We start from the raw sequence: 16,807 nt of genomic DNA, 5'->3' as shown, positions 1-16,807 counted from the left end.
CGTTGTCAACCCTTATTTTAAACGCTTTCATAAATAAATGAAAATTTAATTTTAGTGAAAATGAATTAACTATCTATTTAATTGTTTTTTTTAAATCTAAATAACCATCACTTTAAAGATAAAATGTTTTAAAAACTGCTATCAAACGAATATTGAGCGCCTGATCATTATTACTCTTTTTGACGTTTCTTACGTGCCTCTTTTTCACTTACAGCCGCTTCATCAATACTAAATGTTAAAGGAGATGTACTTATTGATGCTTTTACACCATATGGAATCGTACATTTAGGTTCATTGTGACCAAAACTAGCGTTACCGATGACCGGTAAATCCTCTTGCTTAAACTCTTTTAAAATGCTTTGAATAATTTGGTGATATTCATTTTGATATATTCCATTTTGAGGACGTCCCAATATAATCCCTTTAATACGATCAAAAATGCCTATATATCCAAATGAACGAAAAGTATCTTCAAAAGCCCACGGTTCAATATTAACTTCAGAGTTTTCTAAAAACAAAATTTTGCCGTCAAACTGTTCAAGTTTTGGAAAATACTGTGAACCTCTGAGGTGGTCTAATGATTCAAAACAACCGCCGATAAGTTCTCCAGAAACGTTACCCTCGCCGTTTACTAATATGTAACTTTCATTTTTCTTTGTTTCACGCGCGATATTTTTATTTTCTTCATCCCATCTCAAACCAAAAATCCGCACATAATCCGATGTGATCAACTTTCCAAATGGCTCCGCTTTAGAAACGACATCAAACATATGATCAAGTGTAAAGTCATCAAGCGCTACATTTTCTGCAAAGTCCGTGAGCAGCGCTGGACCATAAAAGCTAACGATTCCTAATTGGTTTAAATGCAAATGAAGTGGTGTGATATCTGAGTAACCTATAAAAATCTTAGGATGCGCTTGAATGATTTCATCATCTAAGTATGGGATAATTCTTGCTGATTCTTTACCCCCAATTGTACAAAGTATAGCTTTTACTTCTGGATCTTTAAACGCCAATGTCAGTGTCTCTGCACGTTCTTTTGGATGATTATAGTTCCATTCAATCGTGTTAAGCGCTTGTTCCATAACTTTAACGTGATAACCTAAATTTTTGATATTCTCTATACCTTGTTGTGTACGCCATTGAATATTCGGCTCACCAGCAAGGCCAGAAGACGGGGAAACAATCGCAATTGTATCCCCTTTTTGTAACTTCTCTGGTTTTTTCATCATTTAAATCCCCTTTATTTTTTACTTACCATAATGATGCGTCACTTGTTGTCACATAGGCAGCACCACTATTAATGGCGTTTTCAACTTCTTCCTCTGTGTTAATCAAACCTCCCGCTATTACCGTTGTACCTGTTTTCTCGTGTATTTCTTGTATCACTTTATCTGCGATACCGGGTAAGACTTCAACATAATCTGGCTCGATACGTTGAATGAGATCGATACTTCTCTGTAAAGCGTGACTATCAATAACAAATACTCTAAAAATCGTAACGACACCAAGCGCTTTTGCCTTTTTAATCACTTTAGTTTTAGTTGATACAATCCCTTTAGGTTTATAAGTTTGAATAATATATTCACAAGCAAACTCATCATGACTCATCCCTTTAATGAGATCGATGTGCATAAAAGGTTGTAGTTCATGCTCTTTAATTAATTGCGTCATGCCTTTCAAATGACCAATATGCGTATCAAGTATGACACATTTTTTATAATCTGTTTTAAACAATCTTTCTAAATCTCTCATCGAACGAATTGCTGGTAAAATATGTTTTTTCATAACATTCTCCCTCTTCATCGTATTATTGAATTCTCTTAAACAGACGCTCTAATTCATAATTACTAAAGTTGATAATCACAGGTCTTCCATGCGGGCATGTAAATGGATCTTCCATTTCCCCTAATTGTTGGATTAAATCTGCCATCTCATTTATTTTTAAATAATGATTGGCTTTAATCGATTTTTTACAACTCATCATTATCGCAGCTTCTTCTCTAAACTTTGCAATATCAATCTTCTTGTGTTGAATCACATATTCGATAATATCTTTAATGATTTCTTCAACTTGCTCACTTGGGAACCAAACCGGATAACTATTCACAATATAATCATATCCACCAAAAGGTTCTAAAAAGATGCCTGCCTCTTTTAATGTATCACGATATTGCTCAATAATTAACTGTTCATCTTTTGAAAAGTTAAATGTAATTGGAATGAGCAGGTTTTGGTTTTCATTTTCCACTTCTCCAATTTTATCTCTAAAATACTCGTATTTTATACGTTCTTGAGCAGCATGTTGATCAATTAAATACATGCCTTGATCATTTTGGGCAATAATATATGTGCCATGTACTTGTCCTACAACTTCCATATAAGGCACACGTCTTTTAGGTTTTTGAGGTTTGTTATGAGGTCGTGCATCATCTTGACTTTGAGTTGATGGCTCAGTGAACAAGGGACGCGCCACATCTTGATGACGATCAAGTTCATTTAAAATCGCTTTTTGTTCCACTTCAAAATTGTCATCAGAATGTATTGAATGATTGGCTGATGACGGTTCGTTTGAAGTTGAAAAGTAATCCGCTTCCTCTTGAACCTCGAAATCTGGTTGCGACGGTTGTACGTCGTCTTTATCTGTTGTTGTTTCATGCTTCTCATGTTGGTGCGCTTGCTGATCAAAAGCTATTTTTTGTTGCTCAAATTGTTCAAGAACCTTTTTAGGTGCGTATTTTTGTTTCAAATCATTTTGAGGTATGAGTACCTTATCTTTAAAAGCCTCACGTATTTTATTCACAATGAGATCAAATAACTGATCCTCTTTAGATAATCGCACTTCCAATTTCGTAGGGTGAACATTCACGTCGACTAAAACGGGATCCATTTCAATATTAATATAAACAATTGGATATCGACCGATCATCATTAATGTATGATAACCTTCTTGAACAGCTTTATTTAATAGAAAGTTTTTAATATATCTACCGTTGATAAATATAGACATATAATGCCGATTACTTCTTGAGTGCTCAGGTTTTGCTACGTAACCTGAAATACGATAGTCACTTGTTTCACCTTCAATATGCACTAAATCACGTGCCACTTTCATTCCGTATATTTCTGCCATCACTTCGTTTGTACGTCCCGAGCCATTCGTTTGGAGAACGGTCTTACCATCATTTTTAAGCGAAAGACGGATATGTGGGTGGCTCATCGCCATTCGATTCACAATATCTGTAATTTTTCCTAATTCCGTGTAAAGACTTTTAATATATTTTAATCTTGCAGGCGTGTTATAAAATAGTAAATCTACACGAATGTCTGTACCTTTACGCGCTTTAGCTGGTTTTTCTTTCAGTATGGCTCCTTCTTCAGCATACACTTCGTAACCATCAATACCATCCGTAGACGTTTGTAATGTGACTTTTGCAACTGAAGCAATACTCGCGAGTGCTTCGCCACGGAAACCTAATGTTCTAATATGGAATAAATCATCATCTTCTTGTAATTTACTTGTTGCATGTCGATGAAATACAAGTCCCAAATCATCTGCTAATATACCCGAACCATTATCAACAACTCGAATAGAAGATACACCTGACTCTAAAACTTCAATATTAATTTCAGTTGCACCTGCATCGATACTGTTTTCTAATAATTCTTTCACAACAGAGCTCGGACGTTCCACTACTTCACCTGCAGCAATTTTATTCGCTAAAGACGTTTGTAGCGTTTTTATTCTTCCCATCAATTTCACCCTCTACTGTAATCTATTTTGAAGTTCACTTAGCTTAACTAATGCTTCAATTGGGGTCATTTGTGATAAATTCATCTGTTTAATTTCAAGTTCAACTTCACTATTTTGTGTTTCTGATTCAAATAAATCGAAAACAGGCTGTTCGAATTGGGGCTTTGTATCTGAATGTTGCGCTGATGTTGCTTGTTTAGGTGTTTCAAGACTGTGGTTTGTGAATTCAGCCATTTTTTCAGCATTTGCTTCTGAGTTATTCGCGGCTTGTTCTTTCGCTTCAAATGCATCTAAAATGACTTGCGCACGGTCAATCACCTGTTTAGGTAACTCGGCTAATTGTGCAACTTGAATGCCGTAACTATTAGCAACAGCCCCATCTTTAACTTTGTGCAAGAAGATAAGCTCACCTTGATATTCATCTGCAGCGACATGCACATTCTTTAAGCTTGGAAGTGCTTGTTCCAATTCTGTCAGTTCATGATAGTGCGTTGAAAATAAAGTTTTCGCTTGAGATGTTTCCGCAACATATTCAATCATAGCTTGAGCTAACGCAAGACCGTCATAAGTTGAAGTACCTCTACCGATTTCATCAAATATAATTAAGCTATCTGGTGTGGCATATTTGAGTGCTTTTTGTGCCTCTAACATTTCAACCATGAACGTGCTTTTCCCAGATACAAGATCATCTGCAGCACCAATTCTTGTGAAAATCTGATCGAAAATAGGGAGTACAGCAGATTCACAAGGTACAAAAGCCCCCATTTGTGCCATAATACTTATAATCGCCACTTGACGCATGTATGTTGATTTACCTGACATATTAGGTCCTGTAATTAAGTAGATAAATTGTGATTGATTTAATTCACAATCATTTGGTACATAATCATTATAATCCATCACACGCTCAACAACAGGATGACGTGAATCTTTTAATACTAATGTTTTGTCTGTGCTGAATTGTGGTCGGACATAATTATATTGTTGCGCTATCTCTGCAAAACTTTGCAAGCAATCAATTTCAGATATAATTTTAGCTTGTTGTTGCAAGCGTTCTGTATATGTTTTTACTTTTTCACGAAGCGCTACGAACAATTGATATTCGAGCTCTATTGCTTTATCTTGAGCACCCAAAATCACAGCTTCTTTTTCTTTTAATTCATCCGTAATAAATCTTTCAGCATTGGATAATGTTTGTTTTCGTTCATAGCCAAATTCAGCTGGATCAAATTGCGTCAAATTGGCACGTGTAATTTCAATATAGTAACCAAACACTTTATTAAAGCTTATTTTCAAAGATTTAATCCCCGTTCGCTCACGTTCTTTCGCTTGTAATTCAGCTAACCACTGTTTTCCATTTTTTGAAGCATCTAAATATTGATCTAATTCTTCGTTAAATCCTGATTTAAAAAGGCCACCTTCTTTGACAGATAGTGGAGGTTCATTCACTAAACTATCCTCTAACAATTGTAAAAGGTCATCTAAGGGTTCTAACGCATTAAAATGTGCGATTGCTTCATGTTCAATGGTTTGTAAGAGTGTTTTTATAGAAGGAATCTGTGCAATTGAATGCTTGAGTTGTATTAAATCTTTTGCGTTCACATTTCCAAAACTTACTCGACCGACTAATCGTTCGATATCGTAAACTTCTGTTAAATAGTTGCGCAAAGTGTCTCTCTCGATAAAATATTGTAAAAATTGATCGACGGCATCATGGCGCTTTGTTATTTCATTTCGTTGAATAAGGGGGCGATCAATCCATTGTTTCAACCGTCTTGCCCCCATAGGTGTTTTGGTCTTATCCATTAGCCAAAGCAATGTGCCTTTTTTTGATTTAAGTCGAATACTTTCAGTTAATTCGAGATTTCTTTTAGCATAAAAATCCATTTTCATATAATCTAACGCTTGGTATTCAATCACATTCTCAATATGCGACATATCTCTTTTTTGCGTATCAAATATATAATCTAATAACACCTGCACTGCCTGAAACATGCTTGGATCGGACAACTGATTAACGGCATAATGCGTATCCGAAATACGTTCAACAACTGTAACTGTTTCTGTAATCATGCTAAATTGACGTTTAAGTGTCTCTGATAACGGTTGTGTGACAACAATTTCGTTAGGTTGAATGGTCGTCACTTCATTTACAAGTGTGCTTTCATCTTCAAAGTGTGTCACTTTTAACTCACCAGTCGAAACATCACAATAACTGAGCCCATAGCCATCTTCATTATGGATAAAGCTTAAAATATAGTTGTTACGTGTATCCTCCACGCCACCTTTTTCCATCACTGTACCTGGTGTAATCACTCGTACAACTTCTCTTTTAACCATGCCTTTGACTTGTCTTGGATCTTCCATTTGTTCACATATGGCCACTTTAAAACCATTTTGTATTAAAGTTTCTATATAACTATCCGCAGAATGATATGGGACACCTGCCATAGGAATAGGATTTTCTTTTTTAGCATCACGTTTCGTTAACGTGATTTCAAGGACGCGAGAAGCAGTAATTGCATCATCATAAAACATCTCATAAAAATCACCAAGTCGAAAAAAGAGCAACGCATCTTGATGTTGCGCCTTAATATTTAAATATTGTTTCATCATTGGTGTAACATTTACCATATACTTTCACAATCCTTTTGTACAAAATTTTCTATATTTCATTTACTTTTTGAAGGTATTTTATGTATGCGATTTAAATATGTATCAAGGCTGAGAGTATAAACTTCTGTTTAAACCCCCAGCCCCTCAATGATTTAATAATTATTTTAATCTTCTTTTATTTTTATCTAACTTTAAGTATGCTAATAAACCTCGTCGCTTAAGTACAAGTAAAAGAATGTAACTAATACTTGCACCAATCAAACTCGATGTAATAAATGCAGCCATTAACGGTTTAATAAGAAAATGATCTAAGTGGAGTATCCACGCAATTGGAATACAGAACAAACTCCCAATAATGCCTGTACCAATCACTTCTCCTATCGCCGCAACAAATAAGTGCCGATTTACATAATAAAACAAGCTCGCTAGCAAAACGCCAATCATACTCCCAGGAAACGCAAACGGCGTACCTGTTCCAAACAATACACGAATGATTGAAGAAAGGAACGCTTGGGCCAGCCCATACCACGGTCCAACTAAAACAACGCTTAAAACATTGATAAAGTGCTGCACTGGCGCTGCTTTAATCGGACCAATGGGGATGACAATCACTGAACTCAACACTACATTAACGGCTATAAATAATGCAGTCAGTGTCAATTTACGTGTATTCACACATATCACTCTCCACCACGGTTGAAACAATTATGTGCTCTACCATATTTTTAGAATAGAAACTCAATTTTACTTTAAAAACCTATATCCTCACTCACAACTTCTCATTTAGTTACACAATGTTAAACGTCTAGAAATCTCAGTCATCAGTTGAACTTTCAATTCGCGTTGATATTGTGTCTACAACGAGATGGAGCAACTCATTTGCCTCTTGCTGTGCTGTTCTAAATTCATTGACAATAGGAATATCATCTATTGTCGTTCTGATTTGATCTATCTTTGCTTCAGAACGTGCATAGGCATTCGGCTTATTATAGTTCTGTAGATTTACAGATTGCTTTTGATTCTGTTTCAACTCTGACATGTGTTGTGCAATCTGTTCATTTTGATGAATTTGTGTTTCAATGCGTCTATAATCTTGAATCGTATCTAAAGATTGAAATGCCTGACCCAATGCTTTAGCAGCTTCCAAAATCGACTCTTTTGAATACATCTTATGGTGTCACCACAGCTGCTTCACTGACACCTACAAATTCACCATTAAGTGAGAATTGTTTTGCTTCAACAATCTTAACATCTACAATTTTACCGATAACTGATTTAGGTGCTCGGAAGTTAACGAGTTTATTTTTTTCTGTATAACCTGCTAATACTTCATCATCTTTTTTACTTGCGCCTTCACATAATACACGAACAGTTTGTCCCTCATAAGCCGCTAGTGTACGTGAAGAATAATCGCTTACTAAACGATTCAAACGTTGTAACCGTGCTTTTTTTACTTCATTAGGTACATTATCCTTCATTTTAGCAGCAGGTGTACCGTCACGTTGAGAATAAATATATGTGTAAGCATGCTCAAAACCAACCGCTTCATATAAGGATAAAGTTTCTTCAAATTGTGCTTCTGTTTCATTTGGATAACCTACGATAATATCTGTTGTAAGCGCAACATCTGGAATGGCAGCCTTAATTCTATCCACTAAATCTAAATAACTTTCTCTTGTATATTTACGCCCCATAATTTTCAATACGTCATTATTACCAGATTGAACAGGTAAGTGGATATGCGGCACGATATTTCCGCCTTCAGCAATGACTTCTATCATACGATCTGTAAAGTCCCAAGGATGACTTGTTGTAAAACGGACACGTGGGATATCTATTTTCGAAATATCAGCCATTAAATCACCTAAACCATAAGTGATACCTTCTAAATCTTTACCGTAAGCATTCACGTTTTGACCTAATAACGTAATTTCTTGATAACCTTGACGTGCTAAATCACGTACTTCTTCAATGATGTCTTCTGGACGTCGACTACGTTCTTTTCCTCGTGTAAATGGCACGATACAGTATGTACAGAACTTGTCACATCCATACATGATATTGACCCATGCTTTAATTTTGCCGTCTCTTACTTTAGGAAGGTTTTCGATAACGTCGCCTTCTTTTGACCATACTTCCACAACCATTGCTTTAGAAAGATAGGCTTCTTCCAAAATTTGAGGTAAACGATGAATGTTATGTGTTCCAAAAATCATATCCACATTTTGATATGATTTCAAAATTTTATTTACCACAGACTCTTCTTGTGACATACAGCCACACACACCGATTAAACAATCTGGGCGTTCTTGTTTAATGTGTTTTAGATTCCCAATTTCTCCAAACACTTTATTTTCAGCATTTTCTCTAATCGCACATGTGTTCAATAGAATGACGTCTGCCAAATTGATATCCTCAGTAGGTGTATAACCTAAGGCAGTAAAAATTCCCGCCATTACTTCTGTATCATGAGCATTCATTTGACAACCATATGTTTTAATTAGGAAAGTGCGTCCTTTCCCCATACCGCGATACTTTTCATCGATTTGAAAATCACGATTATATTGAACTGATTCTTTTCCACGCTTTTTGGCTTCTTTTAAGCTTGGCGGTTGATAAACATGCTCAAAATCAAAATATTTACTATAATCTTTTTCTTTATTATTACGTTGTGCTAAAACATCAATCGTCCCAGCTTTTCTTTGTTCTTCGTTCACATACAAAACCCTTTCTGCCCATATATCATTAGTTCATTATATTAAAATTCTAGACAAAGTGCAAAATGATATTTTTCGAAGTCAATATAAATCGTTACACTATTTTTCAGTATCGTCATATTTACCAGTTAGTGTTTCAATACTGATGCCTTCAGGAACGTGATAAAACTTTATTTGATGAATAACACTAGGTGCTTCTAATTCAACCATCCGATCATTCATTTTTTGGATCAAAATAAGCAAGGCATTCATATCGCCTTCGACATTTGTTTCTAATGCACCAACACGATATTTCAACCCCGATGCCTCAATCACTTTAATTGCTTCATCAACAAAAGGAATGACATCCTCTCCGTGAGGTGTCTGCGGAATGATTTGTATACTCATCAATGTATCAACCAATGACAAAACCTCCTCTTTTTTTATATTATACCTGATTACAATTAAAATAAAAAATATCCCTAAGTTTGTGGTGAAAATCAACCTGCACTCAAAATACATTTTATAATCTAATCTTGATTGTAGCCTTTTAATAAACATGCTCTTTCTTAACTATCAATTTTTCTGCAAACTTTTAGATTTATAAATATCAAAGCATTTTTTGTCATCTTGATAAGACTGTTCAACCTTTAATGATGAAATTGAATCTTTATACTTATACTTTAATTGAAAAAAACAAAAAAACAACGACACCTCAATGTGCCGTTGCTTATGCAGAATATATTTTATAATCAAATCAGCAAACTTTATAGATAAAGCTTTATACAAATTGTTTTGTAAAAGATTCGAACTGTGCTTCACTTAAACTTAAATCATGTTTTGCTAAAGGTGTATCGCCTAACGCTTCAATTTGAGATTCATATGATGGCGTTTCAGTATCTTGATAAACAATACCTTTAATTAATGAATCATGTTGTAGCACGGTTTGAATAGCGCCTTGTTTATCTGTCACATCATAGCCCTCTATATCCTCAATTGCTGTTAAATTCTCTTTGAACCAATCGTACGTATTCACTTTATTGTACGTCACACATGGAGAAAAAACATTTACAAATGAGAAGCCATCATGATTAATCGCATCTTCAATCATTTTTGTTAAAGCTTTAATATCGCTTGAAAAACCTTGCGCTACAAACGTTGCTCCTGATGATAAAGCTAATTCAAGAGGTGCAACATTTTGTTCGATATTCCCTTTTGGTGTCGTTTTTGTAACAAATCCTGGTGCTGAAGACGGAGAAGTTTGCCCTTTTGTTAAACCATAAATTTGATTATCCATAACAATATAAGTAATGTTCATGTTTCGGCGTAACGCATGAATGGTATGTCCCATACCAATAGCATAGCCATCTCCATCTCCACCTGATGCAATGACAGTTAAATCACGATTGGCCATTTTAACACCTTGTGCGAGAGGTAATGCACGACCGTGAATCGAATGCACACCGTATGAATTTACGTAACCAGAAAGTCGCCCTGAACAACCAATCCCAGTGATTAGAGCAACCTCATCAGGCTCAAGTCCCACATTTGCAGCTGCTTTTTGAATCGCCGCTTGTACAGAGAAATCACCACAACCTGGACACCAATTCGGTTTTACATTATTTCTAAAATCTTTAAAAGTAGCCAATTACACTCTCTCCTTTAATGCATTTACGATTTCTAAACCTTTTTCTTCAATCTCATAAGGTAAAAACGGTGTTCCGTCATATTTCGTTTGCTTAACAAGTTTATCGCCTAAGTTAACATTCATTTTGATAATGCTTGCAAGCTGGCCTTGATAGTTATGTTCAACAACAACAACTTTTTGCGCTTTATCAGCAGCTGCTTGGATCGCTTGAGTTGGAAATGGATGAAGTTGACGAATTTGGAGATGGTTTACTTTAGCTCCTTGCGCTTCAAGTCTAGCAACACCTTCTTGAATTGCGCCCTTCGTTGAAATGAAACCAAGGAATAAAATATCCGCATCTTCATATTTCAATTGACCTTCAACAGGTTTTTCAATCAATAAATGTTCCGTCTTACGCATACGTTTTTCCATTTGATCTTGACGGTTTTGAGCGGCTTCACTCGGTTTTCCTTCTTCGTTATGTTCAACGCCCGTAACATGGTGAATGCCACCTTTTACACCAGGAATAGGTCGTGGTGAGACACCTGATTCTGTTAATGCATAGCGTTTGAAGTACTCTTTATCTTCTGGATCGCGCTCGATATCCTCTGTAATCGTTGAACCACGTCGAATCTCAATTTTTGAATGATCTAAGTTTTTGACTGTTTGCTTACCTAAGGAAAGTTGTAAGTCACTTAGTAAAATAACCGGGCATTGATATTCTTCCGCTAAGTTAAATGCTTCTACTGTAAGGTAAAAAGCATCTTCTGCATCCGTTGGCGCAACGACAATTTTAGGAATATCTCCGTGTGTTCCATATATCATCTGCATTAAGTCAGATTGTTCTTGCTTTGTCGGTAAACCTGTAGAAGGGCCACCACGTTGCGTATTCATGATGACTAATGGTGTTTCAGTCATCCCAGACAAACCTATCGCCTCCATCATTAACGAGAGACCTGGACCAGCAGAAGCAGTAAAAGCACGAACACCACCATAGTTCGCACCAATTGCCATCGTTGCGGCTGCGATTTCATCTTCGGTTTGAATGACTGTTCCGCCCACTTTCGGTAAATTTTCAATCATATATTCCATAATTTCAGAAGCCGGCGTTATCGGATAAGCAGCCATAAATCTAGAGCCTCCTGAGATTGCTCCTAAGCCAATGGCATCATTCCCTATCATATAAAGGTGAGGCGTACCTGCGCTTTCTTCAAGCATAAAATCCCCATGAATACCAGCCAACTCATCTTGCATAATACGATAACCTTCATTCAATGCTTGAATATTAAGTTCAACGACTTTTTCTCCCTTTTTCTCAAACATATTTGTAATGAGCGCTTCAAATGTGTCAGTATTTAAATCCATTAACGCTGCTGTTGCACCAATGGCCACCATATTTTTCATTAATGTAGTCCCTAATGATTTTGCTGTTTCTGTAAAGGGCAGCACAATCAATTGCGCTTTACAGTTTTCTGGTTTTTCAGGCTTAGCCTTGCTATCTGCTAGGATGACACTGTCTTCTCGCATTTCATGATGATTTAAAACAATTGTTTCTTGATCAAATGCAACAAGAATATCTAAGTCATCACTAATTGCGTGAACAGGTGTTGTAGAGACACGGATTTTATTATTGGTATGGCCTCCTTTAATTCGGCTTGAAAAATGACGATACCCATACAAATAATAGCCTTTTCGATTCATTGCAGTGGCGAAAATTTCTCCCGTTGATTCAATTCCTTCGCCTTGCTGACCTCCTACTTTCCATGACAATTGAGCTTTCATAGATTTAGCCTCCTACACGATTAAATTCACTATTTATCATATCAAAATAACCCATTATTTGCTCTATTAAATAATGGGTTTTAAAAAAATTCATACTAATGGCGGATAAGGCTTATATCCTTTATTAGGTCTATTAACGTTAAATGAAATTACGCTTCGAACGGATGATCATCATTGATTAAAATGCGTTCAATATTTTTAGCTGTTCCATCTTCTTTTAAATCAACTATAACGCCCGACAACACACTTCGTCCTTCATCAGGAACAACATGACGTTGAGGTAAACTAGTAAGAAATCGCTTAATAATTTCATCGCGATTAATGCCAAGAATACCATCATAATAGCCTGTCATACCTACATCGGTAATAAAAGCAGTCCCTTGAGGTAAAATGCGATTATCTGATGTTTGAATATGAGTATGCGTTCCAACTACAGCACTCGCACGTCCATCTAAAAACCAAGCCATTGCATTTTTCTCAGAAGTGGTTTCAGCATGAAAATCAATAAAAATATAGTCCGTTTCTTTTTGAGCTTCTTCAATTAATTGATTGGCTTTTTTAAAAGGATCATCAATATCTGGCATAAAACTACGTCCTTGCAAATTGATAACTGCTAGCTTTTTATTATTTAAATTAATAATACGCATACCAATCCCTGGTGCTTCATCAGGAAAGTTTGCAGGTCTCACAAGGCGTGTTGCATCTTGTATAAAATCGTAAATTTCTCGTTGGCCATAAGTATGGTTTCCCATAGTCATAAAATCAACGCCATTACGTAATAGTTCTTTATATATTTTTTCAGTTAAGCCTTTACCGTGCGCCGCATTTTCTGCATTCACTATCGTCACGGTCGGATGATAACGTTGTTTCAATTTTGGCAACCATTCTGATATCGCTTGGCGTCCAACTTTTCCGACAATATCTCCTATAAATAAAATTCTCATTATGTTTCGTCCTCTCTAAAAATGGGCATTTATGTATATTTCAACTGTATCATTATTTAAAAATTCTATATAGAAAGCATACGCAACATATAAAAAAGACGAGCTATGAAAAGAACAACCTTCCATACAAACTCTTGGCATTGTTCATTCTCATCTCGTCTCATAATGATATATTAAAAGTATGCATTTCATTCATCAATGCTAGACATAACGATTGTGGTGCATTCGCGAAAAGTTATTTCTATTTGAAAAGATTGTATAGTATTTAACGATGTTGATTTATCTCTTATTGTATCTTTCTCAATAGAGATGTCAACCGTTCTACATGATTAGACTTCATCTTTCACATAGAGCAAACGAATCGCATTTAATGCCACAATCAAAGTTGCACCCATATCTGAAAAAATAGCAATCCATAACGTTAACCAACCAGGTATAACTAAGAGTAAGGCAATTAATTTAATACCAATCGCAAAGACAATATTGGCTTTGATCACATTCATCGTTTTTCGACTTAACCGGTAAGTAAATGGCAATTTAGACATATCATCGCCGAGTAAAGCAATGTCAGCAGTTTCCAGTGCTGTATCTGTGCTCGCACCACCCATTGCAATACCGATAGAAGCACGCGCTAGAGCAGGTGCATCATTCACACCATCACCAACCATTCCTACTGGACCATTTAAAGCTTCTAATTTTTCTATATGCTTTAATTTATCTTCTGGCATTAAATCTGCTTCAACATTTGTCAATTTCAATTTTCTATTGATGGCTTGTGCACTATTTAAATTATCGCCTGTCAACATGACTGTGTGTCGTATCCCTAATTTTTGAAGTGCTTCAATGGCTTTTTGAGACTGTTCACGTAATTGATCTCGAACAGTAATTAAAGTGGTTAAAGTATGGTTAATTGACATTAAAATAACAGTGTCGCCTTGCTTTTGCATATCATTGATTTGTTCAACAAGTTCCTCATTGGTATTGTTATGAAATAATTGGGGTTGACCGATTAAAATATCGTTTCCTTCAATAATGGCATGCACCCCTTGCCCTGTTTTAGATAGAAAATCTTTAACCTGATATTGTTGATAGTCAATATGCTTTTCTGTTGCGTATGCGATCACTGCTCTCGCGATAGGATGATTTGATAAGTTTTCAACAGCAGAAAGATAACCTAATGTATCTATTTTTTCTTTTTGGTTTTGATTTAAATGGATGACCTCTGTAACAACTGGATGCCCTACTGTTAGTGTGCCTGTTTTATCAAACGCGAGTGTTTGAACTTTGCTCAATTGCTCAAGGTAAATCCCGCCTTTAATAAGAACGCCATTTTTAGCAGCATTTCCTATACTTGAAACAATAGAAATCGGAGTCGCAATAACTAAAGCACAAGGACAGCCTACGACTAAAACAGAAAGCCCTTGATATATCCATGGTAAAAAAGCATCATTTAATAATAAGGGTGGAAGGGTGGCTACTAAGAAAGCAATCATCATAATACAAGGCGTATAATATTTTGCGAATTTCTCTACAAAGGCTTGGGCGGGTGCTTTTTCAACTTGAGCCGCTTCTACCAATTGAATCATTTTTGCTAATGCCGTATCTTTGGATGCTTTTGTTACTTTGATTTCAAGAACGCCATCTTCGTTTAAAGTCCCTGCATAGACTTCATCGCTTTCTCGTTTATCAACTGGCATTGATTCACCAGTAATGGCAGCTTGATTGACTGAAGCATGACCGGAAATAACAATACCATCTAAAGCGATTTTTTGACCCGGCTTAACATACAAAATATCATTAACTTCAACTTCTTCTGTAGCTAAGCGTAATAATTGACCCTGTCTAAGTATTGTCGCCTCATCAGGCGCAATTTCCATTAAAGAAGCCATAGATTGACGGGCTTTATCCATAGAAAATTGTTCTAATGCTTCACTGATTGCAAACAATATAACTACAACAGCAACTTCTCCCCATTGACCGATTAATACGCCCCCGATAATCGCAATCGTCATCAAAGTGCGCATATCAAATTCAAAATGGAGGAGATTTTTGACCCCTTGAATAATCAACTGGCTCCCACTTAAGACGATAGATAGCGTAAACAATATGAGCGTCATAGCATTGTTCGTACTGTTTAGCCATTGTGAAATATAACCGAGAATAACAAGAATCGCAGCAAAGATAATCGTTTCATGTTGATGATAAAATGTTTTGATTTTATCTAAAAAGTGCATCTCTTTGACAGGTGAATGCATCGTACGAGATTGAGCATTCACTTGCTGATCGTCAGGAATAATTTTTAGATTTTCAAATGAACCCGCATGTTCTAATTCATCTAAAGTAGGTTGTCCCGTTACATAAATTTTCGAAGCGCCAAAATTAACTTGTGCCTTTTCCACTGAAGTCAACTTGTTCACATTCTTTTCAAATTTACCCGCACAATTGGCACACGATAACCCTTCGATTCGATATGTTTTATGATTTTGTACCATCTTCATCCACTTCTTTCTTATGCTCAATAGATATTGTCATCATTTGACGGATATGTTCGTCATATAAGCGATAAAAAGCACGTTTACCTTCTTTCCGATAGGTCACGATACCATTTTTGTACAAAGATCTTAAATGGTGCGACGCATTTGCAACAGTAATATTGAGTATTTCTGCGATATCACAAACACACAGCTCTTCATGTTCACACAAAGCAAATGTAATTTTTGCACGATTGACATCAGCAATACTTTTAAACATTTGACTCACATGTTCAATATTAGAATTTTCAATTTCCTGCTTGGCTTCGCGTACGACTTCAGCATCTATACTAAATGTGTCACATGTTGGAATTTGTTGTTTTGTCATTTATCTCACACTTTCATTCAAGTATTCGTTTGAATAAATTATAACTCGGTTCATTTCTTTATTCAAGTATATATTTGAATGTAAAAACATATGATTAAATATAATCAGTTGGGGTATTGAAAAAATTAGGAATGCTTATTGTTTAATAATCAATAAGTATGGATTTTCATAAAAACATTAGGAGTTGTTTATTAACTTATGTCAATTAATATTGATCCTGAAAAATTTGCAGAACTTGTTTTGAGCGCGAATCCATCTAAAAAAGAAAACCCTGAAGATATTGCAAAAGAAAGTATCGAGTTATACATCAATGCGTATCGAATGGCAGAACGTTATGCAAATATTTCCTCAAGTAGTTATGACACATCTAGTGCTTTAGAAGAATTAAAAGAAACTGAACTTCATCTCTGTAAATAACTTTGATTGATGACTGAAAGTTCAAATGGAAAAATTAATCATTTAGGATATGAATATAAACAAAAAAACAGGTTTCGTAATGTCCATGACATTAGGAAACCTGTTTTTATTT

General features: G+C 35.7%; 14 protein-coding genes. 1 reads left to right on the top strand and 13 read right to left on the bottom strand.

Features of this window, described 5'->3' with window-relative positions; genetic code table 11:
- Positions 1-170 precede the first annotated feature (170 nt).
- The 13 genes from C1H58_RS00135 to C1H58_RS00075 all read right to left on the bottom strand — a co-directional run bounded on the left by C1H58_RS00135 (position 171) and on the right by C1H58_RS00075 (position 16,278).
- The gene (locus C1H58_RS00135) at positions 171-1,229 is read right to left on the bottom strand and encodes a S66 family peptidase (RefSeq protein WP_165545144.1); all 1,059 of its coding nucleotides are present in this window, start codon (positions 1,227-1,229) and stop codon (positions 171-173) included.
- Between the two features lie 25 nt (positions 1,230-1,254).
- On the bottom strand, positions 1,255-1,788 hold the full coding sequence (locus C1H58_RS00130) for a glycerol-3-phosphate responsive antiterminator (RefSeq protein ID WP_060829996.1): 534 nt from the start codon (positions 1,786-1,788) through the stop codon (positions 1,255-1,257).
- A gap of 22 nt (positions 1,789-1,810) precedes the next feature.
- Entirely contained in the window at positions 1,811-3,754 is a 1,944-nt protein-coding gene (mutL, locus tag C1H58_RS00125) for a DNA mismatch repair endonuclease MutL (RefSeq protein WP_165544945.1), read from the bottom strand.
- 12 nt (positions 3,755-3,766) lie between these two features.
- A complete protein-coding gene (gene mutS / locus C1H58_RS00120; RefSeq protein ID WP_481864904.1) occupies positions 3,767-6,367 on the bottom strand; it encodes a DNA mismatch repair protein MutS in 2,601 nt (866 codons plus the stop codon).
- Between the two features lie 162 nt (positions 6,368-6,529).
- On the bottom strand, positions 6,530-7,045 hold the full coding sequence (gene thiW, locus C1H58_RS00115) for an energy coupling factor transporter S component ThiW (protein ID WP_165544943.1): 516 nt from the start codon (positions 7,043-7,045) through the stop codon (positions 6,530-6,532).
- A gap of 139 nt (positions 7,046-7,184) precedes the next feature.
- The gene (locus C1H58_RS00110; protein WP_037559109.1) at positions 7,185-7,538 is read right to left on the bottom strand and encodes a YlbF/YmcA family competence regulator; all 354 of its coding nucleotides are present in this window, start codon (positions 7,536-7,538) and stop codon (positions 7,185-7,187) included.
- A gap of 1 nt (position 7,539) precedes the next feature.
- A complete protein-coding gene (gene miaB, locus C1H58_RS00105) occupies positions 7,540-9,087 on the bottom strand; it encodes a tRNA (N6-isopentenyl adenosine(37)-C2)-methylthiotransferase MiaB (RefSeq protein WP_165544942.1) in 1,548 nt (515 codons plus the stop codon).
- A 99-nt stretch (positions 9,088-9,186) separates the two neighbouring features.
- The gene (locus tag C1H58_RS00100) at positions 9,187-9,489 is read right to left on the bottom strand and encodes a thiamine-binding protein (protein ID WP_016424948.1); all 303 of its coding nucleotides are present in this window, start codon (positions 9,487-9,489) and stop codon (positions 9,187-9,189) included.
- Positions 9,490-9,847: 358 nt separating this feature from the next.
- Positions 9,848-10,714 (bottom strand): 2-oxoacid:ferredoxin oxidoreductase subunit beta, encoded by an 867-nt coding sequence (locus C1H58_RS00095; protein WP_165544941.1) that lies wholly within the window; start codon positions 10,712-10,714, stop codon positions 9,848-9,850.
- Positions 10,715-12,475 carry a 2-oxoacid:acceptor oxidoreductase subunit alpha gene (locus C1H58_RS00090; protein ID WP_165544940.1) on the bottom strand — a complete coding sequence of 587 codons (1,761 nt, stop codon included), beginning with the start codon at positions 12,473-12,475 and terminating at the stop codon, positions 10,715-10,717.
- Between the two features lie 149 nt (positions 12,476-12,624).
- Positions 12,625-13,419 (bottom strand): TIGR00282 family metallophosphoesterase, encoded by a 795-nt coding sequence (locus C1H58_RS00085; protein ID WP_050331147.1) that lies wholly within the window; start codon positions 13,417-13,419, stop codon positions 12,625-12,627.
- A 329-nt stretch (positions 13,420-13,748) separates the two neighbouring features.
- Entirely contained in the window at positions 13,749-15,911 is a 2,163-nt protein-coding gene (locus tag C1H58_RS00080) for a heavy metal translocating P-type ATPase (protein WP_165544939.1), read from the bottom strand.
- Positions 15,895-16,278, bottom strand: coding sequence for an ArsR/SmtB family transcription factor (locus tag C1H58_RS00075; protein ID WP_165544938.1), 384 nt, complete (start codon positions 16,276-16,278; stop codon positions 15,895-15,897). Before C1H58_RS00075 ends, C1H58_RS00080 begins: the two co-directional genes overlap by 17 nt.
- Positions 16,279-16,476: 198 nt before the next feature.
- Between C1H58_RS00075 and C1H58_RS00070 the strand changes: the two genes are divergently transcribed.
- Complete coding sequence (locus C1H58_RS00070; protein ID WP_050331152.1) at positions 16,477-16,695, top strand: hypothetical protein; 219 nt, start codon at positions 16,477-16,479, stop codon at positions 16,693-16,695.
- Positions 16,696-16,807 lie beyond the last annotated feature (112 nt).

Origin of the sequence: Staphylococcus sp. 191 (genome assembly GCF_011174885.1) — a bacterium.
Classification (GTDB): Bacteria; Bacillota; Bacilli; order Staphylococcales; family Staphylococcaceae; genus Staphylococcus; species Staphylococcus coagulans.
The sequence above is the reverse complement of the archived record's forward strand: the minus strand, read 5'-3'. Positions and strand labels throughout refer to the sequence as shown.